Genomic DNA, 26,338 nt, shown 5'->3' with positions numbered 1-26,338 from the left:
CTATACTTCCTACGGATTGCATGAAGTGTGCAACGTTCCCCACGGGCACAGATACCGACTGCAAATCTCAGTTAACAGCTGCAGGACAGAGGAGGCCTGCCGCTAACACGAGATGGGAGGTGTGGCATGAATCGACACTATTACATCAGTGACAATCTCGACGATCTCGAAGCCGTTGAAAATGAACTGGAAGCCAACGGCATCAATACCGAACAAATTCATGTGCTCAGTGAAGAGGTTGCTGATGTTGAAGAACATCACCTCCACGAGGTTAACTCGTTAATGAAACAGGATGCTGTTCACTCTGGCGAGATTGGTGCGGTGGTTGGTGTGCCACTCGCGGCGCTGGTCCTTGGCGGCGCCTATTGGATGGGCTGGACCGAATCTGCCGCAGGCTGGGTGCCGTTTATTTTCCTTGCCATTGTTATATTTGGCTTCTGCGTCTGGGAAGGCGGTTTTTTTGGTTTCCAGGTGCCAAATGCTCACTTCCGCAGTTTCAAACAGATGGTAGAAGAGGGAAAACATATCTTGTTCGTGGATGTTGAACCGAATCAGGAGTCGGTATTGGACCGGGTCATCGAACATCATCCAAAGCTGAGGATCGCCGGCACGGGAACGGCAGCCCCTCACTGGACAGTCGCCTGGCTGCACAAATGGCATCAGTTCAAGCGAACGATATAAATAACGCCATTAATGCAGGGGCAGCCTCCGGAGGCTCAAGGCCATCCGGAAGTTGTTTATTGGCCGAAGAAATTGATCCGGCTGAGTAAAACATAGTCCGCCTCGGTGGCCATCAGTCCGACGAGCACCAGCAAACACAAGGGTGGCACCAATATCGCGTAGACCAAGGCCAACCGCTCCCAAGCCATGTGCATGAAGATGGAGACAATCAAGCCTGCCTTCAACAACATGAACGTGATAATCAGGGCCCACCGAAGGTAGCCATGGAAGTGAAAATAGTCGACGAGATATGACATCGTGCTGAGGACGAATAACAGCCCCCAGATTTTGAGATACAAACCAATCGGATGTTGTTGACCCTGAGCATGTGCCATGACCCGTGCTCCTCTACCATAAATAGAAGAAGGCAAAAATAAACACCCACACCAGATCCACGAAGTGCCAGTAAAGCCCGGCTATCTCGACGTTCTGATAGTTTCCGGAGCGTTCATAATCTCCTCGCAATACTTTCATCGCCACAATGCTGAGGTAGATAGCGCCGATTGAAACGTGCAGTCCGTGGAAACCGGTAATCATGAAAAAGCTGGCACCAAATTGCGCCGCGCCCATGGGATTCCCCCAGGGACGCACCCCTTCTGCGATGAGCTTGCTCCATTCAAATGCCTGCATGCTGACGAAGGTCACACCCAAGGCAGCGGTCGCCAGCATCAGGGCAGTGGTTTTCGCGCGATCACGGCGATAGGCGAAGTTAACGGCCATGGCCATGGTGCCGCTGCTGCTGATCAGCACGAAGGTCATGATAGCGATCAGAATAAGCGGGATTTCTACTCCACCGATCGTCAACGCGAACACTTCACTCGGGTTCGGCCAAGGGGCGGTGATGGTCATGCGTACCGACATGTAGCCGGTTAAAAAACAGGTGAATATAAACGTATCGCTGAGCAGGAATATCCACATCATCGCCTTGCCCCAGGGGACCTGCTTGAAAGCCTCCCTGTCCGAGGCCCAGTCGCTGGCGATGCCCTCCCATCCTGGTACAAGCGGTGAGCCTGGTGGATTGGTTGAACTTGACTCGCTTGGGGCTTGCGGGTGCGATGCCATGGTTTTTCACCTCAGGCCGCAGAATCTGGCGATGGTTTCATAGGTTTGCGGCGTGCTGGTCAGCAGCGCGAATAGCACGAACCAAAGACCCAACAAGTAATGCCAATAGATGGCACAGAGTTCTACGCTGGCGCGAAGTTGCGGCAACGGCACGTGACGCAGGAATTTGGCGATGGTTCTGCCCCAGGCAATCAACCCGCCCAGCAGGTGAATCCCGTGCACACCGGTCAACAGGTAGAAGAAACTGTTGGCCGGATTGCTGGCGACAAAGTAGCCCCAGGCGACAAACTGCTGCCAGACCCAGAGTTGCCCCACCAGAAAGGCAATTGCAAATACGCCCCCCAATACAAAACCCATGACCGTCGCGTCCAGTCGAGCCCGTCGGGCCGCCATGCGCGACCACTGCAACGCGATGCAACTCAATACCAGAAAAGCCGAATTCACCCACAGTGGCCATGGATTGGCTAACGGCGCCAAGGGGTCTGTCAGGGGTAGCCAGTCGGCCATTTGTGAGCGGGCGATAAAGGCGAGCAGGAAGAGAAAGAACAACGAACTCACCACAGCCAGAAACAAGCGCAGGCCTACTCTTGCAGTTTGGCTTTTATCAGCGGCAGCCTGAATGCCTTCAGGATCGCGATTCCAACTACCGCCGGGGTCAGCGCCATCGGCGTTTCTCAAGAGCAGTCTGTTCATGTTTTAACGTCCGCGATTTTAGTTCCGGCACTCAGTTGCCGCATTTGCTCCAGCTCCTCGGCGGAGACCGTTTGCGGAACGAAATCCTGTTCTATCCCCGGCACGCTGTAGTCATAGGCCCAGCGATGCACGACCGGCAGTTTCTCTCCCCAGTTCCCATGTTTCGGCGGGGTGTTCGGCGTTTGCCATTCCAGGCTGGCCGCGCCCCAGGGATTACTGCCTGCGGGCTTACCTTTAAATGCACTCCAGGCCAGATTGAACAGAAACAGTAACTGGGAAACGCCGACGATCAAGGCGACCACCGTAATAAAGGCATTCAACTCTTGCGCCGACTGCGGGATGAACGCGTAGTTTTCATAAGCGTAGTAACGGCGCGGCATGCCCTGGAACCCCAGGTAGTGCATGGGAAAGAAGATGGCGTAAGTGCCTAGAAAGGTAATCCAGAAATGCAGCTTGCCCAGGGTATCGTTCAACATGCGCCCGGTGACTTTCGGGAACCAATGATAAATGCCGCCGAACACCACCAGTACCGGCGCGACCCCCATGACCATATGGAAATGGGCGACGACGAAATAGGTGTCCGAGAGCGGAATGTCCACGATCACATTGCCGAGAAACAAGCCGGTCAGGCCGCCGACCAGGAAGGTGACGATAAAGGCCAGGGCAAAGAGCATCGGCACGGTCAGATGGATGTCGCCCCGCCATAGGGTCAGCACCCAGTTATAGACTTTCAGCGCAGTCGGCACCGCGATGATCAAGGTGGTGACGGCGAAGAAAAAGCCGAAGTACGGGTTCATTCCGCTGACATACATATGGTGCGCCCAGACCACAAAGCTGAGCACGCCAATCGCAATAATCGCCCACACCATCATTCGGTAGCCGAAGATGTTTTTACGCGCATGGGTGCTGATCAAGTCGGAGACCAGACCAAACGCAGGCAGAGCAACGATGTAGACCTCCGGGTGGCCGAAGAACCAGAACAGGTGCTGGAACAGGATCGGGCTGCCACCCTGGTGATCGAGCTGCTGCCCCAGCGAGACGATCGCCGGCATGAAGAAGCTGGTGCCCAACAGCTTGTCAAACAGCATCATGACCGCACTGACAAACAACGCCGGGAAGGCCAGCAAGGCCATGATCGAGGCCATGAAGATGCCCCATACGGAGAGCGGCATGCGAAACAATGTCATGCCGTGCGTGCGCGCCTGCAACACCGTGGTGACGTAGTTCAAACCGCCCATGGTGGCGGCGACAATAAAAATCGCCAGTGAGACGAGCATCAGGACGATGCCCCACTCGACCCCCGGTGTTCCCTGAGTAATGGACTGTGGCGGGTAAAGCGTCCAGCCTGAACCGGTAGGGCCACCAGGGACAAAGAAACTGGCGAGCAACACCACTACCGCCACCAGATAGAACCAGTAGCTCAGCATGTTGACATAGGGGAAGACCATGTCGCGGGCGCCCACCATCAGCGGGATCAGATAGTTACCGAAGCCCCCCAGAAACAAGGCCGTCAGCAAATAAATGACCATGATCATGCCGTGCATGGTCATCGCCTGATAGTAAGCACTGGCGTCCATGAACTCCAGACTGCCGGGAAAGCCTAGCTGTATGCGCATCAAGCCCGACAACACGATGGCGACAAGACCCACGAACAGAGCCGTCAAGGAATATTGAATGGCTATGACCTTGTGGTCCTGACTCCAGATGTATTTGGTCAGGAAACTTTTTGGCTCGTGTAGCGCTTCTGTTTCGGCTTGCTCCGCATAGGCCATCACGTCATCCTCCTGCTGAAGTTTCGGTGAGTTTCTGGCTCCTTTACGGCTACTTTCCTGGTTGTGCCTCGCTCGCATCAGCGCCGGCGTTCGCCTTGGACTTGATAAAAGCGATCAGTGCGCTCAACTCCTGATCACTCGGCGTAAAGGCCGGCATGACGGCTGCGTAGCCTTTGACGATTTTGGCGCTGGGATTAAGAATTGAGTCCTTTATATAGCCCTCATCGACCTTGATACTCGTACCGTCGGCAAAGGTTACGGTCTCGTCATACAGGCCCTGCCAGCTGGGACCGACACCCTTGCTGCCGTCGACACTGTGGCAGGCCAGACAGCCGAGCGACTCGGCCAGCCGTTGCCCCTGCGTCGCCAAGTCATCACCTCTGTCCAACTTTTCACTGGCAGAGGGCTCTTGTTGCGCGGCACCCAGTGATTTGATCAGGGCGACGACAGCACCCAGTTCATCGTCATTGAGAGTATAGGCCACCATGACCGGCGGGTAGCCCTGTACCAGTCGGGCCTTCGGATCGAGAATGGACTCTTTCAGGTAGGCCTCATCGACCAGTGCACTGGTGCCATCGGCAAACTGTTCAGTGCGGCCGTACAGCCCCTTCCATCCCGGACCGAGACTGCTACTGCCATCCTGGCTATGGCAGGCACCGCAGCCGTATTNATCGGCAAACTGTTCAGTGCGGCCGTACAGCCCCTTCCATCCCGGACCGAGACTGCTACTGCCATCCTGGCTATGGCAGGCACCGCAGCCGTATTGTTCGACCAGCAGGCGACCTTTTTCCAGCACGCTGTCCTGACCGGGTTTGGCAGCTGTCGTTAATGTTTGCGCAAACGTCGGTTGGCTGTTCAGCCATTGATCGAAGGTGCCCTGCTCTTCCACGATCATCTGGCCGCGCATGTTGTAATGACCTACGCCACAATATTCAGCGCAAAGGATTTCATACTTCCCGGTTTTAGTCGGCGTAAACCAAAAGTACGACACCATCCCCGGCACCATGTCCATCTTGCTGCGAATTTGCGGTATATAGAAATTGTGCAGTACATCTTTAGAGCGCAGTAAAACTTTCACCGGCTTATCGAGTGGAAGGCGAATTTCATTTCTTTTTATCAGCACATCGTCCTGCCCGGCAGGATCTTTGGGATCAAGGCCAAGGGGATTGACGGAATCAACAAACTTTATATCCGACTTGCCCAACTTCCCGTCCTGGCCGGGAAAACGAAAGGCCCACTGCCACTGCTGGGCGACCACTTCAAGTTCATAAGCATTTTTCGGCACCCGGATGAAATCACTGTAAACAACCAGACCTGGTGCCAACATCCCGACGATACCTATCGAGGTCACGATAATTAACCATAATTCCAGCTTTTTACTTTCTGGCTGGTAGTGTGCCCTGGAACCCTCCTTGTGACGATAACGCATCACGGCAACCGCCATAAAAACCGTAATGGCGATGAAGAATATTCCGCTAATGACCAAGGTGATGAACAGGGTGGTGTCTATTGACCCCCAGTTGGAAGCTGCCGGTGTCGCATGCCAAGGCGCTAGTAGATGGAAGAGTACTGATGCAATAACGATTAGTATCAAGATAATTGCTATTGCCATGTTCTCTTCATCCTGTTCCTGTTGCTCATTGGTTATGCCAAAGCATCGCCGCTGACGTCCAAGCAGGGCAGACAATTACCACCCGTCCGGGTGGCAAAGTCAGTAAGAAGTATAGAGCCATCGGGCTGTACCGTGAGGCTGGCAAGCGAGGCCCGGTTGCCGGCTATACTCAATTTCAGATGACGGACGGCAGAGTTCGGCCAGAAGCAGCCCCAAAGACGAACCCTGCCTATGCGTAGTCGTCAGATAAGTGATGGCATTGAGAAGAGGCAAGCGCCACCGAGTCCAGTCCACGACGGAGGTTTCGTCATGAGTACCCTGACGATCGAAGGTTGGTGCAAAACCAGCCCCGACCAAAAATCCACCCCGATGGGTGAGATCAGTTTTGACGTCGATGGGCCTCTCCATCTGCGTCTGGAGCAAGCTGAAGAACGCCTGCAGAAGACTCATGAGCGTGAAGCCATGGTCGATGTCGACATGAATACGTTGGATTTGATGTTGCCAGAGGGATACGGCCCCTTGTCCGACTGCCAAATGCGTGTCTACTTGCACCACGAGCGCGGTCAGTTCCATATGGTCGGGCATCGAGCGAGCGATGGCAGCTTGATCTATACCAATGCGGTATTGATTGATCAGCTGCTGTAAAGCTACGGCGTGATTCTCGGGGAACACAAGAACCGGTCCGAAGTGGCCGGTTTTTTTGTACCCGAAATTGGCGCGCCCCTCACCCTTCAGCCTAGCGGCAAAACCCTGCAATACAGAAGACGGGGTCTCCCCCAAACCAACGCGACATGCCCTCTAGACTCGTTTCATGCCGTTCTTTCATCCGTATTCAGGATGCATAGGTGGTTATAGTGTTGATTAGCGATTTTCAGTAGGTATAGTAACCACAAGCACACCACAGGGAGGTGATGTGAATAGCCGGTTTTTGATAAGCCAAATCGTTGCGGACGGCTGGTATCTGGTACGAATCAGGGGGAGCCACCATCACTTCAAGCATCCGACCAAGCCGGGACTGGTAACGGTTCCCCATCCGAAAAAGGATCTGCTGAAAAAAACGGCCATCAGTATTTTGCAACAGGCGCTGCTCTGAAGAACCGATGGACTGCGCCCTCGGAGGATAACGAACATGCTTTACCCCATTGCGATTTCCATGGGTGATGACGAACACGCCTGGGGCGTGGAGGTACCGGATATTCCCGGCTGCTTCTCCGCCGGGGAGGATCTGGATGACGCCATGGCCATGGCTCGCGAAGCCATCGAAGGCCATTTCGAGATTCTGGCCGAAGACGGATCACCGATTCCGCCCGCCAACAAAGTGACCCTGCATGCGGCCAATCCGCAGTACGCAGGGTGCACGTGGGCCGTGGTGGATATCGATGTCACCAAATACCTGGGCAAGGCTCAGAAACTCAACATCACCCTGCCCGGCTATCTGCTCAACCGCATTGATGAGTACGTATTGCACCATCCGGAAGAGAAAAGTCGCTCCGGGTTTCTGGCCTCGGCGGCACTGAAGGTTTTGCAGCAGGGCTGATGGCCCTGAATATCGGGTAAATCAAAGGGACACAGGTGTCCCTTTGATCGTCAGCGCGTTGCCACCATGAACAACCGCGGAAACGGCAGCAGCACTGAACCATCGCTCAGCGCCGGATAGGCTTGCTCGATTGCCGCTTGATACTGCTTGAGATAGTGCGCCCGCTGCGCGTCATCCAGCGGTTCGAGAAAAGGCCGCAAACCGGAGCCCTTGAACCACTCGACCACGCCCGATGCGCCATCCGCGAGCGGATGATAGTAAGTGGTGCGCCATACATCGACCCGGGTGCAATGGGCACGCAGCATCGAGTAGTAGCCACCTGCATCCACCATTTCCGTTCGCTGGCCAGCGGCACGGGCCAGTTTGTCAGCCCAAGGGCCGTTCGCTGCGACCTCGCGCATCAATCGGTGCGACGGTTCGTTGAGGTTATCGGGCATCTGGATCGCCAGACTGCCGCCGGGCGCGAGCCGGGACACCAGTGACGGCAGCAGCCTGGCGTGATCCGGCACCCACTGCAGCACCGCGTTGGCGAAAATCACATCGAACGGGCCGGTCTCGTTCCAGGTATCAATGTCAGCGGTGTCGAAATTTACGTGAGGCAAGCGCTTGCGGGCGGCCTCGATCATATCGGTCGAACTGTCCAGCCCACGCACCGCTGCATCGGGAAAACGCTGCACCAGCAACTCAGTCGAATTACCTGGGCCACAACCGATGTCGATGGCTGCTCGCACGTCCTTTGTGGGGATGGCGGCCAGCAAGTCACGCACCGGGCGCGTGCGCTCATCTTCAAAAGCTACGTATTGTTTGGCGGACCAACTCATATCGCTCTCCTGTCGGGTGCGTTATTGCAGCCTGGGGTAGACAACCGGTTCGCTACGATACATCGATCGGTGTGTTCTGCCCTATCCCGACTTTTGGAGGGCACAGGGGATCTGAATAATCCTTTCCTTATCGCCAAATCGTTGGAAATCATAACCAAGAGGACCGTTCGTCGACGGAAAGGCAAAGCGATTTTGACAGTAAAAAAATGGCATCTATAGTCCTATCGCGGCCTGTTGGAAGGAACCCAACCCGTCATTTCAAGGCAAGGAGCAAGGCCAGCTCGTACCCCGTGATCGAGTGGGTTCCCCAGTAGTGTGTTCGCAATGGCCACAAGGCAGGCAAGCGTTGTCGTGCCTGGTCAGTAGCCAGACCATCACTATGTTCAAAGGAGCTTTATTATGTCTCGAGTCACGGATGTACTTGTTTCCATCGACACTGAAACCATTCTGAAAAACTACCCGAACATCAGCAAGAATCCTGCTGCGCCGACGCTGATCGACTGGAAACACGTCTACATGGTCACCAATCAGGATAATGTGGTCAGCGGCCAGGCCGGTGGCGAGCTGGACCTCAAGGCCCAGGTCGGCGATCTGATTCGTTGGCGTGAAACCAGCTTGTCCCAGAGCTTCGAAACCGCGGTAATTTTCTACAAGTTCATCGGCAACGCAGGCAACGACCTGATCTCCCCACCCTCGCCGCGCCGCGCTACCGCGTGCGTTGCGGTACCCAACACCAGCAATCCGTCAGTGCCGAGCTGCCAGAAAGTCGACAACCACTACTGGTCCTCGGAAACCCTGGCGTGTGGTCGTGTGACCTACCACTTCAACTTCCTGATCGTCGACCGCAACTGCCAGATTATCGGCTGCTGTTCGTGGGACCCGTTCATTTCCATCCATAACTGATGATGGATTCGGCCCCTTGGCAACGAGGGGTCACCCCAGTTCGTTGCCGCCTCGGCTGGAACAGGATGTCTTGCTTGAACCGAAGCGGCTACCGTTTTGCGTCAACATCATGAAAGGAATCCATGATGACTTCCGAACCGATTACCTCCCCTCCGGCGAGCGCCGTGACCGCCAATAGCGTGCTGCTGATCGTCGATGCCGAATCGCTGCTTTCCCGCTATCCGCAACCCAGCCTTGACCCGCAAAAGCCGACGGTGATTGAAGATGGTTTCATCTTCGCCATCAGCGCTATGACGGCAGCAGAAAGTGTTAAAAATGACAATAAAATCACGCTAACCACCCACAACGGAAAGTTCTTTCATATTCGCGGCAGGACCGTCAGTTTGCTGGCCGAACACAGCGTGGTATTCCACAACATCACGGTGGACGATGCCGGGATCCTTTCGCCGCCCAAACTGATCGTCCACGGCGACCAGACAGTCCCCGCGCCCGATCCCGCCAACCCGAACCAGCCGGGTAGCCACCAAGCCGATGATCATTATTGGGAGTGCTCGCAACTGAGCACAGGCGTGGCAACCTGCGAGTTGAGCTTCATGCTGATCAACCAGCGCTGCGAAGCCCTCGGGTATTTCAGCTGGAAGACTGAGGTGACGCTGTCGGCGTGAACGGTTTTGCACAAAAAACCGGCCTCAGGGGCCTCGTAGGAGCCAGGCTTGCCGGCGAAAACGTCCTTAAGTGCGCCTTCGCCGGCAAGTCGGATCGCCGCACCGCTGGCTCCTACGAAAAGTGGTTCAGTTGGAAGCGTTGAGAAAGAAATATCGCAACCTCGGTGAAGGTGAAACGATTTCCCTGGATGGCACCGTCGTCGAGGAAACAAAAAAGCAGGATTTGAACCAATGCTGAGCCACGCCTCGCGGGTGACGCCGATCACTCGCGCAGCAGGCTGACTAGCGACTGGCTTGCAGTGCCCTGGCCATTTGCAGCTGGTTTTGCAGCTTGGGCAGGGTTTCTTCGGCGAACGCTTTGATTTGCGGCACGTCCGTGGTCTGCGCTTGTTGTTGGAGCTGCTCGATGGCTTCCTGGGTAGTTTTCACCTGACTGGCGACGTACGCCTGATCGAAAGAGGCATCGTCCTTCACCTGGGGCATCAAGGCTTTGGCCTTGTCGACCACCTCTTCGCGCGGCGCGATCGGCAAATCGAGTTGCTTGGCAATTTTCGCCAGATGCTGGTTGGCGGTGGTGCGATCGTTGATCACCACGATGGTGTAATCCTTGACCTCTTTGGATTCGGTTTTCTGGTGCGCCAGGCGGCTGGCTTCGATGTCGGCCATGCCTTTGGCCGACGCGTCGTTGATGAATTCGGCGGGGGACTGGGCAAAGGCACTGCTGGCACACAAGCCCAGTAACATGGCAAAACCGGCATTGCGTAAACGGGTGGCCATCCGACTCATGGTCGCGCCCTCCTTCTTGAACATTCAAACGGGAGCTTGCGCCCCCGTCTATTAAACAAAACTACCTTCACCTATTACCGAGATTTCTGACCGCCTTTGCGGCCCATGCCGCCTTTCGCAGGCTCTTTATCAACGGTCGTCGTGGTAGTTTTCCCACCTTTGCGACCGGCTTCAGACACCTTCGTTCGATCGATGGCGCTACCCGGGCTCGGATTTTTTGAAGTAGGCATGGCTCTCATCCTCTTGCTGATGATCACAGCGAGCAGTCGCCCGCATAGGATATGAATTTCAATGCCTCAAAAGGTTTAGAAAACCTGGCAACGCCGCGACGAACGGTGACGGACTTTCAGGCCCCCAGACGCAGGTGATGCTGACGCTTGGCGGCGTACATCGCCTCGTCGGCATACCTGAACAGCTGCTTTTCTTCGGTGCCGTGCTCGGGGTATCGCGCGACGCCGATGCTCGGCTGGATGTTCAGGTTGTGCCCGTCCAGGCGCAGGGGCTGAAACAGCACCTGGCGGATTTTTCCCGCCACATTCTCGGCGTCTTCCGCGGCGTGGATGCTGTGCAACAACACGACAAACTCATCACCGCCAATGCGCGCCACCGTGTCGGTTTCGCGCACGCAGCCCTTGAGCCGATTGGCGACCGCTTGCAGCAGCATGTCGCCGACGGCATGACCGAAGGTGTCGTTGACTTGCTTGAAGCGGTCGAGGTCGACATAGAGCAACGCCATTCGACCGGACTCTGTCCGGGCCCGCGCCAGCGAGGCTTTGAGGCGATCGCGCAGCAACTCGCGATTGGGCAACTGAGTCAGTTGGTCGTACTGGGCCATGCGTTGGAGCCGGGCATGCAATTGCTTGCGCTCGATCGCGGTCGCGACCTGGGCGCAAACATATTGCAGCAGCTCCTTGTCTTGCTCGGTGTAGCGCTCGCCGCCCGGCATACTTTTGACGATCAGCGCGCCTATGGTGCCGTTCTGCGAATTCAACGGCACGCCCAGCCAGCAGGGCGAATCCTGGCCTGCGAACAGCGCCGCAAACCCCAGCGGCGGATTGTCCTGATCCGGGGTCAGCAGGATCGGCTGGCCACTGCGAATCACTTCGGCGCACAAACGCCCGGTCACCGTCCCGGGCTGCTCGGGTTGCGGCTCATGGTCGTCGACGTGATAGGGAAAATTCAGCTGTTTGCAGTGTTCGTCATACAGCGCCACGGAGAAATTCAACGCCGGGAGCCATTCGCCGATGATCGAATGGATGCGTTTGAACAGTGCCAGCAAATCTTCCGTCGCGTGAGCGGCTTCGGAGATTGCATACAACGCCGCTTGCCGGGACTCGGCCTGTTTGCGCTCGGTGATGTCATGGGCCACGGCGATACGCAACTGGTCGACCTCCGACCAGCGTGCCGACCAGAGAATATGCGCCACCCGGCCGTCCTTGCGCAGGTAACGGTTTTCAAAATTGAGCTTGGGCTCGCCCCCCATGATCTCCCGCGCGGCATCGAGGGTGCGCTGTCGGTCGGCGGGATGCACCAGATCGATCATCGGCTGACCGATCAACTCGTCGGGGGTGTAACCGAAAATGCGCTCGCAGGCCGCGCTGACAAATACGAAGCGACCTTGTTTATCCACCGCACAGACGGCGTCCAGCAAGAGATCGATGTAGCTCGCCAGTGGCGCGGAATTTCTGGTTTCCATAATGCCGAGAGCATGTCCGGACAATGCAACGTTGAACAAACCTCCCTGACCGGTCATACGCCCAAGCGATGACGTACGGCCGACGCATCCCTGCGTTCGGCCTCAAGCCTTGTTCATCACTCCGCAAAAGCGGGTGATCGCCAGTTCACGACGCTGATACAACGTACGCACCTGACGCGCACCGACGATGCCAATGACAATAGCGTAGGCCAAAAGGCCACCAATGAAGCTCAAATCGAGTCCTTTGAAGCACTTGGATGAACGCACGCAAGTCTATCTCAGCTTCTGGAATATCGACTCACTGATCGTCGAAGAACTTCATTCGCGCATAGGGCCGGTGCCGACAAGCCGCCAACCGCGACGCCAGATCCCCGACATGCGCCTCAAGCTTGTGCCCGTCCGGGTCGAGAAAATAGAACGACGCACCTTCGCTGCGGTTGTCCCGCCATTCCCGCACGTTGGCGGATCGCAGATGTTCGACAAACAACGGGAAGTCCTCAGCGCCGATGCTGAAGGCGTAATGGGTATAGTCGGCGGCAGACGCGGATTCGCGCAGCGGATCGAGTGAAAGGCACAGCCACAGACCGGGTAGCGACAGATAGGCCCCGGTGTCCCAAGTGGCTTCAAGCTGAAATTGCAGCAGATCGCGATAGAACGCCACGCTGCAGTTCAGGTCGGTGGCGGCGAGGGTCAGGTGGTTGAGGCCGGTTAGCATGGGTTTAGTGACCTTGAGTCTCTCTGGGTGGTTGCGAACGGAGGGTACAACTGAAACGCCCTTGAGCGTAGAACCATCAGGGCTTTGTTGGTTGTGAATCAGTCTTCGCAAGCAAGCCCGCTCCGACATTTAACCGTGCCCCACTTTGGAACTCAGTCAGATGTAGGAGCGAGCTTGCTCGCGAAAGCGGTCTTTCTAATTCAGAAAATCTCAGAACTTGTCGAGCGTACGCAACTTCTGCGGCAACCCCCAAAGCAACAGCGCAGCGGCGATCAACGCAGCAACACCGATGACATACAGCGCCGGGGTGGTGCTGCCGGTCAGGTCCCTGATCCGCCCGACCATGACCGGGCTGACGATGCCACCGAACTGGCCAAGGGTGTTGATCACCGCGATCCCGCCAGCGGCGCCCGCCCCGGCACCGGCCAGCAGTTTCGGCGGCAGGGTCCAGAAGCTCGGGATAGATGCGATGATCCCGGCACCGAGCAAGCCCAGGGCGACAATCAGGAACGTCGTGTGATTAGCGAAGATTCCTGCACAGAAGAACCCCACCGCGCCGACTGCCACCAGACCTGCGACAAACTTGCGCCGCTCACCGGTGGCATCGGACAACCGCCCGATCACCACCATGCTGATGGCGCCGCAGATGTAGGGAATGGAGGTCAGCAAACCGATCATCACCGGACTCTCGGTGCCGGCACTGCGGATCAGTTGCGGTGCCCAGAAATTCAAGCCGTAGGATGCCACCTGAATCAGGAAGTAGATCAGCCCCAACGTCAGGAAGCCCGGGATCCGCAGCGCTGCCAGCAAGGAGCCACCGCTCTTGTGGGGTTCGTGGTGAGCGATACGGCTGGCGAGCAGCGTCTTCTCCGACGGCGTCAGCCAGTGGGCGTCTTCGATGCGGTCCTTGAGTAAGGTCAGCACCAGCAAGCCGAGGCCGATGCAAGGCACGCCACCGAGCAGAAACAGCCAATGCCAGCCGCGCATATCAAGGAAGCCATCAAGGTGTTGCAGCACCAGCCCGGAGAACGGTGCGCCGACCAGCCCGGCAAATGCCGACGCGAGAAACAGCATCGAAGTGATGCGCCCACGATAATGCTGCGGGAACCACAGCGTCAGGTAATACAGCACACCCGGGGCGAAACCCGCCTCCATCGCACCGATCACGAAGCGCAGGACGTAGAACTGCCATTCGCTGTTGACGAAAACCATGAGGGCCGTGGCGACACCCCAGGACATCATGATCCGGGCGATCCAGCGCCGCGCGCCGACCTTGTAGAGCATCATGTTGCTCGGTACTTCGAAGATCACATAACCGACTACAAACAGCCCGGCGCCGAGGCCGTAAGCCGTGTCGCTCAGGCTCAGGTCAGCCTGCAGCTGGAACTTGGCGAAGCTGATGTTGATGCGGTCGAAAAATGCGAACAGGTAGCAGACCATGATCAGCGGCATCAGTCGCCAGGCGACTTTGCGGACCAGGGCTTTTTCGGCGTCGTGGCTAACGGACGGGCTCGCACCCGCCTCCAGTACATTGAGGCTCATAGTATTTCTCCAGGCAGACTTCCCGTGGGCGTCCGATTGTTTTTGTTGTCTGGTTGAGGTGTTCAGTGAACGCGCTTTTTGTAGGAGCGAGGCTTGCCCGCGAAGGCGGTCTGCCATTCAGCATTGATGGCGACTGACAAACCGCTTTCGCGGGCAAGCCTCGCTCCTACAGGGTTTGTTCGGTGAGTCAGGAAGGCGTGGGGTGCAGGTCGCAATTGCGTCCGGCCTTGGCGAGCTGCCCGGGCACTTCGTGGCCCAGCAACGCCGGCAATCCTCGGGACAACTTCAGTAACAACGGCAGGTCGATGCCGGTGTGAATGCCGATTTCATCGCACAGGTTGACCAAATCTTCGGTGCAGATATTGCCCGAGGCACCCGGCGCGAACGGGCAACCGCCAAGGCCGCCGAGGGCCGCGTCGAAGCGCCGGGCACCGGCCTCATAGGCGGCCAGTACGTTGCACAGGCCGAGGCCGCGAGTGTTGTGGAAGTGCAGGGTCAGATCAGCCGGTGAAACCCGCTGCAACACCCGTCGCACCAAGCGATCGACCTGCCGCGGATTGGCCATGCCGGTGGTGTCCGCCAGGGTAATGCCCTGAATCCCGAGCTCCTGATAAGCCTCGATAATCTGCAGCACCCGGCCCTCATCGATCCTGCCTTCGAACGGGCAACCGAAGGTCGTGGCGATGCTGCCGTTGAGCCGCACCGGCGTGCCGCGAACGAACTCGACGATTTCGCCAAATGCCGCCAATGACGCCTCGCAGCGCATCCGCATGTTCGCCAGGTTGTGGGTCTGGCTGGCGGACATCACCAGGTTCAGCTCGTCGGCACCCGAGTCCAGTGCTCGTTGCGCGCCTTTGAGGTTGGGGATCAACGCGACATAGATCACGCCCGGCCGCCGGGCAATGCCTTTGAATACCTGCTCGCCATCGCGCAGCGCGGGAATCGCCTTGGGTGAAACGAACGAACCGGCTTCGATGCGGCTGAACCCCGCCAGCGACAGCTGATCGATCAGCGCAATCTTGTCGACGGTTTCGACCCAGGTCGGCTCGATCTGCAAACCGTCACGCGGGGAGACTTCCTGAACGATCAGCGTCTGGGAATAATCAGTGATCATTGCACCACCCCTTCAGCCTTCAGGCGTTCGATGTCCTGGTCAGTCAGCCCCAGCCCTAAGAGGATGCCGTCGGTGTGCTGACCCAGGCTCGGCCCCGACCAGTTCACGCCGCCGGGGGTCTCCGACATTTTCGGTACGATGCCCGGCATCTTCACTGTGGCACCACCCGGCAGTTCGGCGTTGAGCAGCATGTCCCGCGCCTGATAGTGGGGATCGGCGACGATATCGGCCACCGAATAGATGCGTCCGGCCGGGACTTCGGCGGCTTCCAGGGCCGACAACACTTCGTTGATCGGCAAGCTGCTGGTCCAATGGGTGATTGCAGCGTCGAGCACGTTGCTTCTGGCGGCGCGGCCATCGTTATGGGCGAACTCCGGCGCGTCGGCCAGATCGACCCGACCAATCACTGTCATCAGGCGCTTGTAGATCGGGTCGCTGTTGCCGGCGATCACCACGTAGGCACCGTCGGCCGTCAGGTAGGTGTTGGACGGCGCAATGCCCGGCAACGCCCCGCCGCTGCGCTCACGCACATGACCCTGCATGTCGTATTCCGGCACCAGGCTTTCCATCACGTTGAACACGCTTTCGGCCAAAGACACATCCACCACCTGCCCGCCGCCCTGCCCGGTCTTGACCCGCAGCAGCGACATCAAGGCACCGATGACCGCGTGCAGCGAAGCCAGCGAATCACCCAGACTCACGCCCACTCGGGCCGGCGGTGAACCGGGGGTGCCGGTGGTGTAGCGAATCCCGCCCATGGCCTCGCCGATGGCACCGAAACCCGGACGATCACGGTACGGGCCGGTCTGGCCGTAACCGGAGATGCGCACCAGGGTCAGGTTGGGGTTGAGGGCGTGCAACACGTCCCAGCCCAGGCCGAGCTTCTCCAGGGCGCCGGGGCGCAGGTTTTCGATCAGCACATCGGCGTCGGTCGCCAGTTGCTTGACCAGTTCGATGCCTTCGGGAGATTTCAGGTTCAGCGCCAGGGACTTCTTGTTTCGCGATTGCAGGTACCACCACAACGAAGTGCCTTCGTGCAGCTTGCGCCATTTGCGCAGGGGATCGCCCTGGCCCATGGCTTCGATCTTGATCACTTCGGCGCCGAACTCGGCCAGCATGCGCGCGGCGAACGGCGCGGCGATCAGCGTGCCGATCTCGATCACTTTGATTGCACTCAAGGGGGCAGTCATCGCGGGATACCTCTTGTTCTTGGAATATGAGCCAAGGCTAGAGGACCGAGTACCAAGGAATCCAACCTTCAGTTGGCAACGACCGTTCGCGAAACGCGAACGCCAGGCTGGAGGATCTCGCGATGAGGCCGCCCATCCAATAGAGAATGTTCAGACCTGCCCACGCAACTGCTCAAACAACATCCGGCTCACCGGCGACAACGCCGCTTCATCGCGCACCACCAGAATCAACGCACGATCCGACCAGTCATCCGTTAGCGGCACCGCGTGCAAACCCAACGCCCGGCCAAACAATTCGTAAGCCTTTTGCGGCAGGATGCCGATGCCCATGTTGGCCTGGACCATCCGGCACATGGCGTCGAACCCCGGCACATGAATCCGCAGCCTCAGCACCTTGCCGGCCTTGCGCGCGGCCGCATGGGTGCGCATGTTGATGGAACTGGCCGAATGCAGACCGACGTAATCGCTGTCCAGCGTGTCGGCAAAAGCCAGGGTCGAACGACTCGCCAACGGATGATCGGCCGGCATCAGCACCACCAGTTTGTCCTGGCGATAAAGAACACTGTGCAGACCTTTGACGTCGCTGTCGCTGGAGCAGATCCCAAGGTCCGCCACGCCATCGAGCACGCCCTGAATCACCCCACTGCTGGGGCGTTCTTCGAGGTCGGTCTTGACTTGGGGATGGCGCGCGGAAAAGTCCCGCAGGTCTTCGGGCAGGAACTGAATGATCGCCGACAGATTGGCGAGCATCCGCACATAACCGCGCACACCGTGGCTGTGTTCGCCCAGTTCGAGGCCCATCTTTTCGACGTTGAACAACATCTGCCGGGCATGATGCAGCAGGGTTTCACCGGCCGGCGTCAGGGTCATGCCCTTGGCCTGACGCACGAACAGGCTGATGCCCAGCACTTGTTCCAGTTCCATCAAGCGCTTGCTGGCCGCCGACACCGCGATTGCTTCGCGGGCGGCGGCACGGGTCAAGGTGCCCTCTTCGTGAACGGCCACAAACAGCTGGAGAGTGATCAGGTCGAGGCGGCGGATCAGGCTTTTTGGCAGCATCAGGCTCTCGGCAATGTTGGCTCGGACAAAGTCGCAGCATAGCGTCCTCTGTTACCGACCGTGCCGTGGTTAGAACGCGCTGCGGAAAATCTCCTCGATCTGCCGCTGATCCGCCGCCCGTGGATTGGTCAGTCCGCAGGCGTCTTTCAGCGCGTTGGCGGCAAGGACCGGAATGTCATTGAGCCTGGCACCGAGCTCACGCAAACCAGCGGGAATGTCCACGTCCCTGGCCAGGTTGCGGATCGCCACGATCGCCGCTTGCGCCCCTTCTTCCGCGCTGAACCCGCGAATGTCAGCGCCCATTGCGCGGGCCACATCGGCCAGGCGATCGGCGCAAACCAACGCATTGAAGCTTTGCACATGGGGCAGCAGCACCGCGTTGCACACGCCATGGGGCAAGTCGTAGAAGCCGCCTAACTGGTGAGCCATGGCATGAACGTAGCCAAGGGACGCATTGTTGAACGCCATACCCGCCAGGAATTGCGCATAAGCCATGTTTTCCCGCGCGAGCAGGTCATTGCCGTCACGCACGGCCAGGCGCAGGTTATAGCTGATCAACGTGATGGCTTTCAGCGCACAGGCATCGGTAATCGGGTTGGCCGCCGTGGAGACGTAGGCTTCGATGGCGTGAGTCAGTGCGTCCATGCCAGTGGCGGCGGTCAGGCCCTTGGGCATGGCGACCATCAGCTCTGGGTCATTGACTGACAGCAGCGGCGTGACGTTGCGGTCGACGATGGCCATTTTCACGTGACGGGTTTCGTCGGTGATGATGCAAAAACGGGTCATCTCGCTGGCGGTGCCCGCGGTGGTGTTGATCGCGATCAGCGGCAGCTGGGGTTTGGTCGACTGATCGACACCTTCATAGTCACGAATCGCCCCGCCGTTGGTGGCGCACAAAGCGATACCCTTGGCACAGTCGTGAGGCGAACCGCCGCCCAGCGACACCACGAAATCACAGCGACTTTCCTTGAGCAGGCCCAGACCGCATTCGACGTTGGCGATGCTCGGATTCGGCTTGGCGCCGTCGAAAATCACCGAGTCGATGTCCTGCATCGCCAGTTTCTCGGCGATCATGCCCGCTACGCCAGCCTTGGCCAGCCCGGCGTCGGTGACGATCAACGCCTTGCGAAAACCATACTTGCCAATGGCGTCCATGGCTTCGTCGAGGCACCCGGTGCCCATGATGTTCACGGCGGGGATGAAAAACGTACTGCTCATGCGCAAGTCTCCTGGCTGAAACCGAATCGGCAGCGCCGGTTTGGCGGGAGCGCACAGGATCGACCCATTAGTCGTGCGGTAACTTGATCTGGCTCAAGTCCGGGTCGTGATAAAGTCGCCGTCCATCAGACCTTTTGCTTTGAGACTTTGATCGCAATGACCGATTTCCAGGATGTCGATGCCCAACTTGAAGACTGGAACGCCTTGCGCACCACCGCCTCGTTCGGCGGCCTGCTGGTGGGTAATGGCGCCAGTCGTGCGGTATGGGACGACTTCGGCTATGACTCGCTGTTCGAAAACGCCCGCACCGTCGAAGAAAAGCCTCTGAGCCAATCCGAACTGAGCGTGTTCGACGCGATGCAGACGCGCAGTTTCGAGCAGGTGCTTGGCGCGCTGAAGACCACCAGCCGGGTCAACAAGGCCCTGGCCGTCAGCTCCGCGGCACCGCGCAATCGCTATTACGCGATCAAGGAAGCGCTGATCAACAGCGTGCACGCGGTGCACATCCCGTGGCGGCTGGTGAAAGCCTCGACACTGATGGCGATCAATCAGGAACTGGGCAGCTATCGGACGGTGTTCACCACCAACTACGACTTGCTCAACCATTGGGCGATCCAGCATCGGCCTGACGTCATGACCGATCTGTTCCAGGGGACCGAGCCGGGTTTCGACCTGAGCGCCAGCGCCACCGACAAGCCACGTTTGTTGTACCTGCACGGCGGCCTGCATCTGGTGCGCAATCAGGACGGCACGGCGCGCAAACTGATGTCGACCGAGGGTACGTTGCTGGGCAATTTCGCGATCAACAATACGATCAAGACCCTCGACGACGTGCCGCTGTTCGTCAATGAAGGCCCGGCGCAGGACAAGCTCAAAACCATTCGCAGCTCGGATTACCTGTCGTTCTGCTACGACCAGTTACTGGGCCATGGCGACGGGTTGTGCATCTTCGGGCATGCCCTTGGCGAGCAGGACAGTCACATTGTTCATGCGTTGCGCCAGGCGAAGCCGAAAGCGGTGGCGATTTCGATTTACCCGCGCAGCAAGGCGTTCATCCAGCATCAGAAGCGGCATTACGCGAAGGTGTTCGAGGGGACGGGGGTGGCGTTGCGGTTTTTTGATTCGAAAACCCATGCGCTCGGTAACCCTAAGCTCACAGTTCCAGTCGAGGTTTAGCGGCGACGCGGCTGACACCATCGCGGGCAAGCCCGCGAAGGGGAGTTGGATGCTGTGCTCAGAACACCGGCAAGGTCTTGTCCTTGATCACCGTGGTCGGGCCATTGGCTTTGACGCTGGCAATGCCCTTCTCCCTCGCGGCGTCGGATGAGTAGGACTCGCTGCTGCCGATGATTTGATGGTTGGCAGCCTTGAGATTGAAGTAAGGATGGCCGTCCTTGGTGCTTTTTTTCTCGTAGCGTTCGTCCAGCGGGCTGTTGGCCTGAACCGAGGCGATACCGCCATCGGCCGCACTGCGCGTGGTGTATAACTCGCTGGTCAGAATGGTTTCGGCATTGGCAGCTTTCAACACAAACCTGAACTGACCATTGCTGGTTTTGCTCACTTCGTACCATCCGGACATGTTTGTACTCCTTGGCGATTGATAGGTTTCGCGCTTCAGAGTAAAGACCACCTCAACGGCAAGATCAAAAGATCGCAGGCTTCGCCAGCGCCTACACGAGGTTGCATACCTCTGCAGGAGTTGGCGAAGCCCGCGATTTTTCGATGTTCAGGCCGACCGCACCACACTCATCTGTGGCACAGCCACCCGGCGCTGGCTCAAATAGCGCATGCAACTGACCCGCAAGAACGAGGCGAAATTCACCACTTCGCCGCGGTAGTCCATCACCTCTTCATACAACTTGGCGATCAACTGATTGGTGGTCATGCCGTCGACCTCGGCGATTTCGCTGAGAATGTCCCAGAACTGATTCTCCAGCCGCAGGGTGGTCACCACCCCGCAGATGCGCAGCGAGCGGGAGCGCGATTCGTAGAGAATCGGATCGGCCTTGACGTAAAGCTCGCACATGAACAGGTCCCTCGTTACAGCGTGATTTGGGTGCCCAGCAACCCGAGGAAACCGGCCAGCCAGCTCGGGTGTGCCGGCCAGGCCGGGGCAGTGGCCAGATTGCCTTGAACGTGACCTTGCGTCACCGGGATATCGATGTACGTGCCGCCAGCCAGGCGCACTTCCGGGGCACAGGCCGGGTAGGCACTGCACTCGCGCCCCTCAAGAATCCCGGCGGCGGCCAACAGTTGCGCACCGTGACACACGGCGGCGATCGGTTTGCCGGCCTTATCGAAGGCTTGCACCAGCGCCAGGACTTTTTCGTTCAGGCGCAGGTACTCCGGCGCACGACCGCCCGGGATCAGCAATGCGTCGTAGTCCGTCGCATCAACCTTGGCGAAATCGAAGTTCAGGGCAAACAGGTGACCGGGTTTTTCGCTGTAGGTCTGGTCGCCTTCGAAGTCATGAATCGCGGTGCGCACGGTCTGGCCGGCGGTTTTGTCCGGGCAAACGGCATGCACCGTGTGGCCGACCATCAGCAGCGCCTGGAACGGCACCATCACTTCGTAGTCTTCGACGTAATCGCCAACCAGCATCAGAATTTTTTTAGCCGCCATGGGGAGGACTCCTCTGGAAAATGCGTGGGCCTGCAGGAGTATTCAAGGTAGTCCTTATCCGGCGGGTCGGGTAATAACCAGCTACTACCTGATGGACCGCGATGGCGTCCGCAAACTGTATGGATAACTCTGCGTCTAGCTGTAACAGATCGTCCCCTGCGGTTTATGGCTAGATGAAGGCTCTTCCCGCCACCCTCGATTCTGGTTGCCATCATGTCCTCGCGCGAAAACACCGGCATGGCCCTCGGCCTGCTCGGCGTCATTATCTTCAGCCTGACCCTGCCCTTCACACGGATCGTCGTACAGGAACTCCATCCGCTGCTCAACGGCCTGGGCCGTGCGCTGTTCGCGGCGATTCCGGCGGCGCTTTTGTTGCTGTGGCGCCGGGAAAAATGGCCCACCTGGAAACAGGTCAAAGGCCTGACGCTGGTGATCGCAGGCGTCATCCTCGGCTTCCCGGTGCTGTCGGCCTGGGCCATGCAGACGTTGCCCGCCTCCCACGGCGCACTGGTCAACGGCTTGCAACCGCTGTGCGTGGCGCTGTATGCCGCGTGGCTGTCCCATGAGCGTCCGTCGAAAGCCTTCTGGATCTGCGCCGCACTGGGCAGTGCGCTGGTGCTCGGTTATGCGCTGATCAGCGGCGCCGGCAGTATTCAGGCCGGTGACTTGCTGATGCTCGGGGCGATTGCCGTGGGTGGGTTGGGTTATGCCGAAGGCGGCCGGTTGGCCAAGGAGATGGGCGGTTGGCAGGTGATCTGCTGGGCGCTGGTGCTGTCGACGCCGCTGCTGATCGGGCCGGTGCTGTACCTGGCGCTGCAACACCAGGGCGAGATTTCGGCCAGGACCTGGTGGGCCTTCGGTTATGTCTCGCTGTTTTCGCAATTCATCGGGTTCTTTGCCTGGTACGCCGGGCTGGCCATGGGTGGCATTGCCCGGGTCAGTCAGATCCAGTTGCTGCAGATCTTCTTCACCATCGCGTTTTCGGCGTTGTTCTTCGGTGAGCACGTCGAGCCGATTACCTGGCTGTTTGCCGCCGGGGTGATCGTGACGGTGATATTGGGGCGCAAGACGGCGGTACAACCTGCGCGTGTTGCGACGGCCTAACCCTGTAGGAGCCAGGCTTGCCGGCGAAGGCGTCCTCTCAATCGCCTTCGCCGGCAAGCCTGGCTCCTACAGAATTAGCGGCGACCGTCGTCCCGTGGCAGCGATCAGAGGTAACCGTCAGCCCGCAGCAATGTTTCCAGGCAATGTTCGCTGATGTGGTAAAAATCCTTCAGCTCCTGAATCTTCACCAACAGTTGAGCCGGGTTCACCGGCTCGGCGCGTTTGACCGCCAGAATCATCTTGTTCTTGTTGGTGTGGTCCAGTGAGATGAATTCGAACACCTTGGTCTCGTAGCCGCAGGCTTCCAGAAACAGTGCGCGCAAACTGTCGGTGACCATTTCCGCCTGCTGGCCCAGGTGCAGGCCGTATTGCAGCATCGGCTTGAGCAGCGCCGGGCTCTGGATTTGCAGGCGGATCTGTTTGTGGCAGCACGGCGAGCACATGATGATCGCAGCGCCGGAACGAATGCCGGTGTGGATCGCATAGTCGGTGGCGATGTCGCAGGCATGCAGGGCGATCATCACGTCCAGCTCGCTCGGCGCGACGCTGCGCACGTCACCGCATTTGAACACCAGCCCCGGATGCTCCAGCTTCGCCGCCGCGCTGTTGCACAGTTTGACCATGTCTTCGCGCAGCTCGACGCCAGTCACCTCGCCCTCGGCTTTCAGGGTGTTGCGCAGGTAATCGTGGATCGCGAACGTCAGGTAGCCCTTGCCCGAGCCGAAATCCGCCACCCGCACCGGTTTGTCCAGCGCCAGTGGCGAGGAGGTCAGCGCATGGCTGAAGACTTCGATGAACTTGTTGATCTGCTTCCACTTGCGCGACATCGCCGGGATCAGTTCATGCTGGGCGTTGGTCACGCCGAGGTCTTTGAGGAACGGCCGGCTCAGGTCGAGGAAACGGTTCTTCTCGCGGTTGTGCTCGGCGGACGGCACTTCACGCAATTGCTGGGGTTTGCTCTTGAACAGCGAAGATTTGCCCTTTTTGCTGTATTCGAGCTGGGCTTCGTCGGTCAATGACAGCAAATGCGCATTTTTGAACGATGCGGGCAACAGCGCGGCAATGGTCGCCACGCCTTCGGCAACCGGCAGGTTCTTGGTGATGTCGCGGGTCTTGTAGCGGTAGACGAAGGACAGGCACGGCTGATCCTTGACCGTCAGCTGCTTGATGATCAGCCGCTGCAAGTCCGCCTCGCTACCGACGTACTTGGCCAGCACCAGTTTGATGAAGGCGTTCTGCTCGAGGCTGGTTTGCAGCAGGTCGATGAACTGGGCGTGGTGATCCGGCGCGAGGCTGGCGGGAGTGGCGGTGACGGACATGGAAAAAACGGCCTCGGCGGTGCGAATCGGGGAATGGCGGGTATTTTAGGGGGGATGGCCGTTCGGGACACGCAGTTATTTACCGAACGGTGTGATCCGTAGCAGCAGACGCAGCCTGCGAGTCTTTAGCTCAACACCACCAACCGATTCGGCAACTCATTGCGCACCTGGGTCACCGGCACATGCACCTTGAGCAACTCGCCGCACGCCTCGATGCACGTCACAAAGCCTTGCAACGTCTGCCCCTGCTTCACCTGCTGGGTAAACGCCGCCACGATGGAGTCCCAGTTCTTGTTGTCCAGCCGTTTGGAAATGCCTTCATCCACCAGGATCTCCACATAGCGCTCGGCCTCGGAGACGAAAATCAGCATGCCGGTGCTGCCCACGGTGTGGTGCAGGTTTTGCTCCAGGAACTGCCGACGCGCCAGGTTCGACGCACGCCAGTGCCGGACCGAGCGCGGGATCAGGCGCGTGGTGACTTTCGGAATGCGGAACACCAGGCACAACACGATGAAGCTGACCCATTGCACCAGCAACAGGCTGTGCATGGTCAGCCAACCGGTCAGGTAATGCACGATACCTGGCACCACCAGCGCCAGCAGGCTGGCCCAGAGCAGCGGGATGTACGCATAGTCGTCGGCGCGGGCCGCCAGCACCGTCACCAGTTCGGCGTCGGTGTCGCGCTCGACCTGGGCAATCGCCTCGGCGACTTTGCGTTGTTCGTGTTCAGTCAGTAATGCCATGTTTATGAGTGCCTGCTCGCTATTGTTGTTATGTTTCCTGCCGTGTCATCACCAGCCGCCCGACGAACCGCCGCCGCCGAAACTGCCCCCACCGCCACTGAAGCCCCCACCACCGCCGCCAAAACCTCCACCACCGAAACCGCCCCGGCCTCTACCCCCTCCACTTGGCAGAATACCGAACATCTGGCCGACGAAGACCGTCAGGATAAACAGCAGCACCAGGATCACGAACAACCCCGGATGCCGCGCAACGAAATCGCTCTCCTGACTGCCACGCGACTCATACACCGTCGACGGCTCGTCCAGCGGATTGCCTCCCAGCACCACCAACATCGCCGAAACGCCATCGCTGATGCCCTTGCTGAAATTGCCGGCCTTGAACGCGGGCGTGATCACCTGGTTGATAATCACCGAACTCTGCGCATCGGTCAGGCGATCTTCCAGGCCATAACCGACTTCGATCCGCAATTTTCGCTCGGCACGCGCGACAATCAGCAGCGCGCCGTTGTTCTTGTCCTTCTGGCCAATGCCCCAGTAGCGTCCCAGTTGATAGCCGAAATCCGCGATGTCGGCACCCTGCAAGTCCGCCAACGTGACCACCACCAACTGCTCGCCGGTGGTTTTTTCGTGGGCATCAAGCTGTTGAGCGAGCTGCTCGCGCACCACGGGCTCGATCATCGCGGCGTTGTCCACCACCCGTCCGGTCAGTTCCGGGAACTTCAACTCAGCCTGGACCATCAGGGCAAACACCCAGAGCAACAACACCAGGCCCACTTTCAACACACGCATTGGCAACCTCATCCTTGGTGGCACTTCAAGCCCGTTCCGGCGCTTACTGGAACTTCACTTCAGGCGCCTTCTCGGCACCGGGGCTTGTGGCCTCGAAAGTTTCGCGGATCGGCAAATCGCTGTACATCACGGTGTGCCACAAGCGACCGGGGAAGGTGCGAAGTTCGGTATTGTATTTTTGCACCGCGAGGATGAAGTCGCGACGCGCCACGGCGATTCGGTTCTCGGTGCCTTCGAGTTGCGATTGCAGCGCCAGGAAGTTCTGGTTGGCCTTGAGGTCCGGATAGCGCTCGGACACCACCATCAACCGACTCAGCGCGCCGGTCAGTTGATCCTGCGCCTGCTGGTACTGTTTGAGTTTTTCGGGGTTATCCAGCGTGCTGGCATCCACCTGAATCGACGTCGCCTTGGCCCGGGCCTCGATCACCGCCGTCAGGGTCTCCTGTTCGTGCCGGGCATAGCCCTTAACGGTTTCCACCAGATTGGGGATCAAGTCGGCACGGCGCTGGTACTGGTTCTGCACCTGGCTCCAGGCCGCCTTGGCCTGTTCATCCAGGGTCGGGATCGTGTTGATGCCGCAGCCGGCCAACAGTGTGGTCAGCAGCATCAAGGCTGCAACCTGCAGGCTCGAGCGATAGGGGTGTCGTACATTCATC

At 58.6% G+C, this 26,338-nt stretch carries 30 protein-coding genes and 1 pseudogene; 8 read left to right on the top strand and 23 right to left on the bottom strand.

Annotated features, from left to right (window positions below):
• Positions 1-126: 126 nt before the first annotated feature.
• Complete coding sequence (locus HCU66_RS05410; protein ID WP_205887500.1) at positions 127-681, top strand: magnesium transporter; 555 nt, start codon at positions 127-129, stop codon at positions 679-681.
• 56 nt (positions 682-737) lie between these two features.
• Here the strand turns inward: HCU66_RS05410 and HCU66_RS05405 are convergent, their stop codons facing one another.
• The 5 genes from HCU66_RS05405 to HCU66_RS05385 are packed head-to-tail and all read right to left on the bottom strand — an operon-like array spanning position 738 to position 5,859.
• Positions 738-1,055: a cytochrome C oxidase subunit IV family protein gene (locus HCU66_RS05405; RefSeq protein ID WP_205887499.1), complete on the bottom strand. Its 318-nt coding sequence runs from the start codon at positions 1,053-1,055 to the stop codon at positions 738-740.
• Positions 1,056-1,068: 13 nt separating this feature from the next.
• Entirely contained in the window at positions 1,069-1,782 is a 714-nt protein-coding gene (locus tag HCU66_RS05400; RefSeq protein ID WP_205887498.1) for a heme-copper oxidase subunit III family protein, read from the bottom strand.
• A 6-nt stretch (positions 1,783-1,788) separates the two neighbouring features.
• Entirely contained in the window at positions 1,789-2,475 is a 687-nt protein-coding gene (locus HCU66_RS05395) for a cytochrome c oxidase subunit 3 (RefSeq protein WP_205887497.1), read from the bottom strand.
• On the bottom strand, positions 2,472-4,247 hold the full coding sequence (gene ctaD / locus HCU66_RS05390; RefSeq protein WP_205887508.1) for a cytochrome c oxidase subunit I: 1,776 nt from the start codon (positions 4,245-4,247) through the stop codon (positions 2,472-2,474). The genes HCU66_RS05395 and ctaD overlap by 4 nt, the downstream gene beginning before the upstream one ends.
• Positions 4,248-4,296: 49 nt before the next feature.
• Positions 4,297-5,859 (bottom strand): cytochrome c oxidase subunit II, encoded by a 1,563-nt coding sequence (locus tag HCU66_RS05385; RefSeq protein ID WP_205887507.1) that lies wholly within the window; start codon positions 5,857-5,859, stop codon positions 4,297-4,299.
• Positions 5,860-6,168: 309 nt separating this feature from the next.
• Here HCU66_RS05385 and HCU66_RS05380 point away from each other — a divergent pair, with 309 nt between their 5' ends.
• The 3 genes from HCU66_RS05380 to HCU66_RS05370 all read left to right on the top strand — a co-directional run bounded on the left by HCU66_RS05380 (position 6,169) and on the right by HCU66_RS05370 (position 7,396).
• Positions 6,169-6,504: a hypothetical protein gene (locus HCU66_RS05380; protein WP_205887496.1), complete on the top strand. Its 336-nt coding sequence runs from the start codon at positions 6,169-6,171 to the stop codon at positions 6,502-6,504.
• Positions 6,505-6,772: 268 nt separating this feature from the next.
• Positions 6,773-6,952 (top strand): type II toxin-antitoxin system HicA family toxin, encoded by a 180-nt coding sequence (locus tag HCU66_RS05375; RefSeq protein ID WP_007984690.1) that lies wholly within the window; start codon positions 6,773-6,775, stop codon positions 6,950-6,952.
• A gap of 36 nt (positions 6,953-6,988) precedes the next feature.
• Positions 6,989-7,396: a type II toxin-antitoxin system HicB family antitoxin gene (locus HCU66_RS05370; RefSeq protein WP_008074516.1), complete on the top strand. Its 408-nt coding sequence runs from the start codon at positions 6,989-6,991 to the stop codon at positions 7,394-7,396.
• Between the two features lie 50 nt (positions 7,397-7,446).
• On the opposite strand, the gene tam is transcribed toward HCU66_RS05370, so the two are convergent.
• Positions 7,447-8,217, bottom strand: coding sequence for a trans-aconitate 2-methyltransferase (gene tam / locus HCU66_RS05365; protein ID WP_205887495.1), 771 nt, complete (start codon positions 8,215-8,217; stop codon positions 7,447-7,449).
• Positions 8,218-8,616: 399 nt separating this feature from the next.
• Here tam and HCU66_RS05360 point away from each other — a divergent pair, with 399 nt between their 5' ends.
• On the top strand, positions 8,617-9,120 hold the full coding sequence (locus HCU66_RS05360) for an inclusion body family protein (RefSeq protein WP_205887494.1): 504 nt from the start codon (positions 8,617-8,619) through the stop codon (positions 9,118-9,120).
• Positions 9,121-9,245: 125 nt separating this feature from the next.
• A complete protein-coding gene (locus HCU66_RS05355) occupies positions 9,246-9,785 on the top strand; it encodes an AidA/PixA family protein (protein WP_205887493.1) in 540 nt (179 codons plus the stop codon).
• 282 nt (positions 9,786-10,067) lie between these two features.
• Here the strand turns inward: HCU66_RS05355 and HCU66_RS05350 are convergent, their stop codons facing one another.
• From HCU66_RS05350 to yiaY, 10 genes and pseudogenes are all read right to left on the bottom strand, one after another.
• The gene (locus HCU66_RS05350; protein WP_205887492.1) at positions 10,068-10,571 is read right to left on the bottom strand and encodes a DUF4142 domain-containing protein; all 504 of its coding nucleotides are present in this window, start codon (positions 10,569-10,571) and stop codon (positions 10,068-10,070) included.
• Positions 10,572-10,645: 74 nt separating this feature from the next.
• Positions 10,646-10,801 carry a stress protein gene (locus tag HCU66_RS27055; RefSeq protein WP_241015366.1) on the bottom strand — a complete coding sequence of 52 codons (156 nt, stop codon included), beginning with the start codon at positions 10,799-10,801 and terminating at the stop codon, positions 10,646-10,648.
• Between the two features lie 116 nt (positions 10,802-10,917).
• Positions 10,918-12,267: a sensor domain-containing protein gene (locus HCU66_RS05345; RefSeq protein WP_205887491.1), complete on the bottom strand. Its 1,350-nt coding sequence runs from the start codon at positions 12,265-12,267 to the stop codon at positions 10,918-10,920.
• 114 nt (positions 12,268-12,381) lie between these two features.
• Positions 12,382-12,501 (bottom strand): annotated as a pseudogene (locus HCU66_RS05340) (LysE family translocator); the annotation flags it as partial.
• A gap of 64 nt (positions 12,502-12,565) precedes the next feature.
• A complete protein-coding gene (gene fos, locus HCU66_RS05335; RefSeq protein ID WP_205887490.1) occupies positions 12,566-12,982 on the bottom strand; it encodes a fosfomycin resistance glutathione transferase in 417 nt (138 codons plus the stop codon).
• A gap of 210 nt (positions 12,983-13,192) precedes the next feature.
• Positions 13,193-14,524, bottom strand: coding sequence for an MFS transporter (locus HCU66_RS05330; RefSeq protein WP_205887489.1), 1,332 nt, complete (start codon positions 14,522-14,524; stop codon positions 13,193-13,195).
• A 187-nt stretch (positions 14,525-14,711) separates the two neighbouring features.
• Positions 14,712-15,638, bottom strand: coding sequence for a hydroxymethylglutaryl-CoA lyase (locus HCU66_RS05325; protein ID WP_205887488.1), 927 nt, complete (start codon positions 15,636-15,638; stop codon positions 14,712-14,714).
• A complete protein-coding gene (locus HCU66_RS05320; RefSeq protein ID WP_205887487.1) occupies positions 15,635-16,828 on the bottom strand; it encodes a CaiB/BaiF CoA transferase family protein in 1,194 nt (397 codons plus the stop codon). Before HCU66_RS05320 ends, HCU66_RS05325 begins: the two co-directional genes overlap by 4 nt.
• 150 nt (positions 16,829-16,978) lie before the next feature.
• Positions 16,979-17,887, bottom strand: a complete 909-nt coding sequence (locus HCU66_RS05315) for a LysR family transcriptional regulator (RefSeq protein WP_205887486.1) — start codon at positions 17,885-17,887, stop codon at positions 16,979-16,981.
• Between the two features lie 69 nt (positions 17,888-17,956).
• The gene (yiaY, locus tag HCU66_RS05310; RefSeq protein WP_205887485.1) at positions 17,957-19,105 is read right to left on the bottom strand and encodes an L-threonine dehydrogenase; all 1,149 of its coding nucleotides are present in this window, start codon (positions 19,103-19,105) and stop codon (positions 17,957-17,959) included.
• A gap of 156 nt (positions 19,106-19,261) precedes the next feature.
• Here yiaY and HCU66_RS05305 point away from each other — a divergent pair, with 156 nt between their 5' ends.
• Positions 19,262-20,281 (top strand): DUF4917 family protein, encoded by a 1,020-nt coding sequence (locus HCU66_RS05305; RefSeq protein ID WP_205887484.1) that lies wholly within the window; start codon positions 19,262-19,264, stop codon positions 20,279-20,281.
• Positions 20,282-20,339: 58 nt separating this feature from the next.
• Here HCU66_RS05305 and HCU66_RS05300 read toward each other — a convergent pair whose 3' ends face one another.
• The 3 genes from HCU66_RS05300 to HCU66_RS05290 form a co-directional block, all read right to left on the bottom strand.
• Entirely contained in the window at positions 20,340-20,684 is a 345-nt protein-coding gene (locus HCU66_RS05300; RefSeq protein WP_205887483.1) for a YegP family protein, read from the bottom strand.
• Between the two features lie 147 nt (positions 20,685-20,831).
• Entirely contained in the window at positions 20,832-21,131 is a 300-nt protein-coding gene (locus tag HCU66_RS05295) for a ribbon-helix-helix domain-containing protein (protein WP_205887482.1), read from the bottom strand.
• 14 nt (positions 21,132-21,145) lie between these two features.
• Positions 21,146-21,727, bottom strand: a complete 582-nt coding sequence (locus tag HCU66_RS05290; RefSeq protein WP_205887481.1) for a DJ-1/PfpI family protein — start codon at positions 21,725-21,727, stop codon at positions 21,146-21,148.
• 213 nt (positions 21,728-21,940) lie between these two features.
• On the opposite strand from HCU66_RS05290, the gene HCU66_RS05285 reads away from it, so the two are divergent.
• Complete coding sequence (locus HCU66_RS05285; protein WP_205887480.1) at positions 21,941-22,831, top strand: DMT family transporter; 891 nt, start codon at positions 21,941-21,943, stop codon at positions 22,829-22,831.
• A gap of 104 nt (positions 22,832-22,935) precedes the next feature.
• Here HCU66_RS05285 and HCU66_RS05280 read toward each other — a convergent pair whose 3' ends face one another.
• From HCU66_RS05280 to HCU66_RS05265, 4 genes are all read right to left on the bottom strand, one after another.
• Positions 22,936-24,150 (bottom strand): class I SAM-dependent methyltransferase, encoded by a 1,215-nt coding sequence (locus HCU66_RS05280; RefSeq protein WP_205887479.1) that lies wholly within the window; start codon positions 24,148-24,150, stop codon positions 22,936-22,938.
• Between the two features lie 125 nt (positions 24,151-24,275).
• Complete coding sequence (locus HCU66_RS05275) at positions 24,276-24,893, bottom strand: TPM domain-containing protein (protein ID WP_205887478.1); 618 nt, start codon at positions 24,891-24,893, stop codon at positions 24,276-24,278.
• A 48-nt stretch (positions 24,894-24,941) separates the two neighbouring features.
• Positions 24,942-25,682 (bottom strand): TPM domain-containing protein, encoded by a 741-nt coding sequence (locus tag HCU66_RS05270; protein WP_205887477.1) that lies wholly within the window; start codon positions 25,680-25,682, stop codon positions 24,942-24,944.
• Between the two features lie 43 nt (positions 25,683-25,725).
• Positions 25,726-26,337 carry a LemA family protein gene (locus tag HCU66_RS05265; protein WP_205887476.1) on the bottom strand — a complete coding sequence of 204 codons (612 nt, stop codon included), beginning with the start codon at positions 26,335-26,337 and terminating at the stop codon, positions 25,726-25,728.
• Position 26,338 lies beyond the last annotated feature (1 nt).

The organism is Pseudomonas frederiksbergensis (assembly GCF_017114915.1).
GTDB lineage: Bacteria > Pseudomonadota > Gammaproteobacteria > Pseudomonadales > Pseudomonadaceae > Aquipseudomonas > Aquipseudomonas frederiksbergensis_I.
This window is presented reverse-complemented; position numbering and strand designations above follow the sequence as displayed.

What these genes read in the sequence shown, in the direction of transcription:
- HCU66_RS05410 (WP_205887500.1), top strand. Translation starts at nt 127, where the DNA reads ATGAATCGACACTATTACATCAGTGACAATCTCGACGATCTCGAAGCC.
- HCU66_RS05405 (WP_205887499.1), bottom strand. Translation starts at nt 1,055, where the DNA reads ATGGCACATGCTCAGGGTCAACAACATCCGATTGGTTTGTATCTCAAA.
- HCU66_RS05400 (WP_205887498.1), bottom strand. Translation starts at nt 1,782, where the DNA reads ATGGCATCGCACCCGCAAGCCCCAAGCGAGTCAAGTTCAACCAATCCA.
- HCU66_RS05395 (WP_205887497.1), bottom strand. Translation starts at nt 2,475, where the DNA reads ATGAACAGACTGCTCTTGAGAAACGCCGATGGCGCTGACCCCGGCGGT.
- ctaD (WP_205887508.1), bottom strand. Translation starts at nt 4,247, where the DNA reads ATGGCCTATGCGGAGCAAGCCGAAACAGAAGCGCTACACGAGCCAAAA.
- HCU66_RS05380 (WP_205887496.1), top strand. Translation starts at nt 6,169, where the DNA reads ATGAGTACCCTGACGATCGAAGGTTGGTGCAAAACCAGCCCCGACCAA.
- HCU66_RS05370 (WP_008074516.1), top strand. Translation starts at nt 6,989, where the DNA reads ATGCTTTACCCCATTGCGATTTCCATGGGTGATGACGAACACGCCTGG.
- tam (WP_205887495.1), bottom strand. Translation starts at nt 8,217, where the DNA reads ATGAGTTGGTCCGCCAAACAATACGTAGCTTTTGAAGATGAGCGCACG.
- HCU66_RS05360 (WP_205887494.1), top strand. Translation starts at nt 8,617, where the DNA reads ATGTCTCGAGTCACGGATGTACTTGTTTCCATCGACACTGAAACCATT.
- HCU66_RS05355 (WP_205887493.1), top strand. Translation starts at nt 9,246, where the DNA reads ATGACTTCCGAACCGATTACCTCCCCTCCGGCGAGCGCCGTGACCGCC.
- HCU66_RS05350 (WP_205887492.1), bottom strand. Translation starts at nt 10,571, where the DNA reads ATGAGTCGGATGGCCACCCGTTTACGCAATGCCGGTTTTGCCATGTTA.
- HCU66_RS27055 (WP_241015366.1), bottom strand. Translation starts at nt 10,801, where the DNA reads ATGCCTACTTCAAAAAATCCGAGCCCGGGTAGCGCCATCGATCGAACG.
- HCU66_RS05345 (WP_205887491.1), bottom strand. Translation starts at nt 12,267, where the DNA reads ATGGAAACCAGAAATTCCGCGCCACTGGCGAGCTACATCGATCTCTTG.
- fos (WP_205887490.1), bottom strand. Translation starts at nt 12,982, where the DNA reads ATGCTAACCGGCCTCAACCACCTGACCCTCGCCGCCACCGACCTGAAC.
- HCU66_RS05330 (WP_205887489.1), bottom strand. Translation starts at nt 14,524, where the DNA reads ATGAGCCTCAATGTACTGGAGGCGGGTGCGAGCCCGTCCGTTAGCCAC.
- HCU66_RS05325 (WP_205887488.1), bottom strand. Translation starts at nt 15,638, where the DNA reads ATGATCACTGATTATTCCCAGACGCTGATCGTTCAGGAAGTCTCCCCG.
- HCU66_RS05320 (WP_205887487.1), bottom strand. Translation starts at nt 16,828, where the DNA reads ATGACTGCCCCCTTGAGTGCAATCAAAGTGATCGAGATCGGCACGCTG.
- HCU66_RS05315 (WP_205887486.1), bottom strand. Translation starts at nt 17,887, where the DNA reads ATGCTGCCAAAAAGCCTGATCCGCCGCCTCGACCTGATCACTCTCCAG.
- yiaY (WP_205887485.1), bottom strand. Translation starts at nt 19,105, where the DNA reads ATGAGCAGTACGTTTTTCATCCCCGCCGTGAACATCATGGGCACCGGG.
- HCU66_RS05305 (WP_205887484.1), top strand. Translation starts at nt 19,262, where the DNA reads ATGACCGATTTCCAGGATGTCGATGCCCAACTTGAAGACTGGAACGCC.
- HCU66_RS05300 (WP_205887483.1), bottom strand. Translation starts at nt 20,684, where the DNA reads ATGTCCGGATGGTACGAAGTGAGCAAAACCAGCAATGGTCAGTTCAGG.
- HCU66_RS05295 (WP_205887482.1), bottom strand. Translation starts at nt 21,131, where the DNA reads ATGTGCGAGCTTTACGTCAAGGCCGATCCGATTCTCTACGAATCGCGC.
- HCU66_RS05290 (WP_205887481.1), bottom strand. Translation starts at nt 21,727, where the DNA reads ATGGCGGCTAAAAAAATTCTGATGCTGGTTGGCGATTACGTCGAAGAC.
- HCU66_RS05285 (WP_205887480.1), top strand. Translation starts at nt 21,941, where the DNA reads ATGTCCTCGCGCGAAAACACCGGCATGGCCCTCGGCCTGCTCGGCGTC.
- HCU66_RS05280 (WP_205887479.1), bottom strand. Translation starts at nt 24,150, where the DNA reads ATGTCCGTCACCGCCACTCCCGCCAGCCTCGCGCCGGATCACCACGCC.
- HCU66_RS05275 (WP_205887478.1), bottom strand. Translation starts at nt 24,893, where the DNA reads ATGGCATTACTGACTGAACACGAACAACGCAAAGTCGCCGAGGCGATT.
- HCU66_RS05270 (WP_205887477.1), bottom strand. Translation starts at nt 25,682, where the DNA reads ATGCGTGTGTTGAAAGTGGGCCTGGTGTTGTTGCTCTGGGTGTTTGCC.
- HCU66_RS05265 (WP_205887476.1), bottom strand. Translation starts at nt 26,337, where the DNA reads ATGAATGTACGACACCCCTATCGCTCGAGCCTGCAGGTTGCAGCCTTG.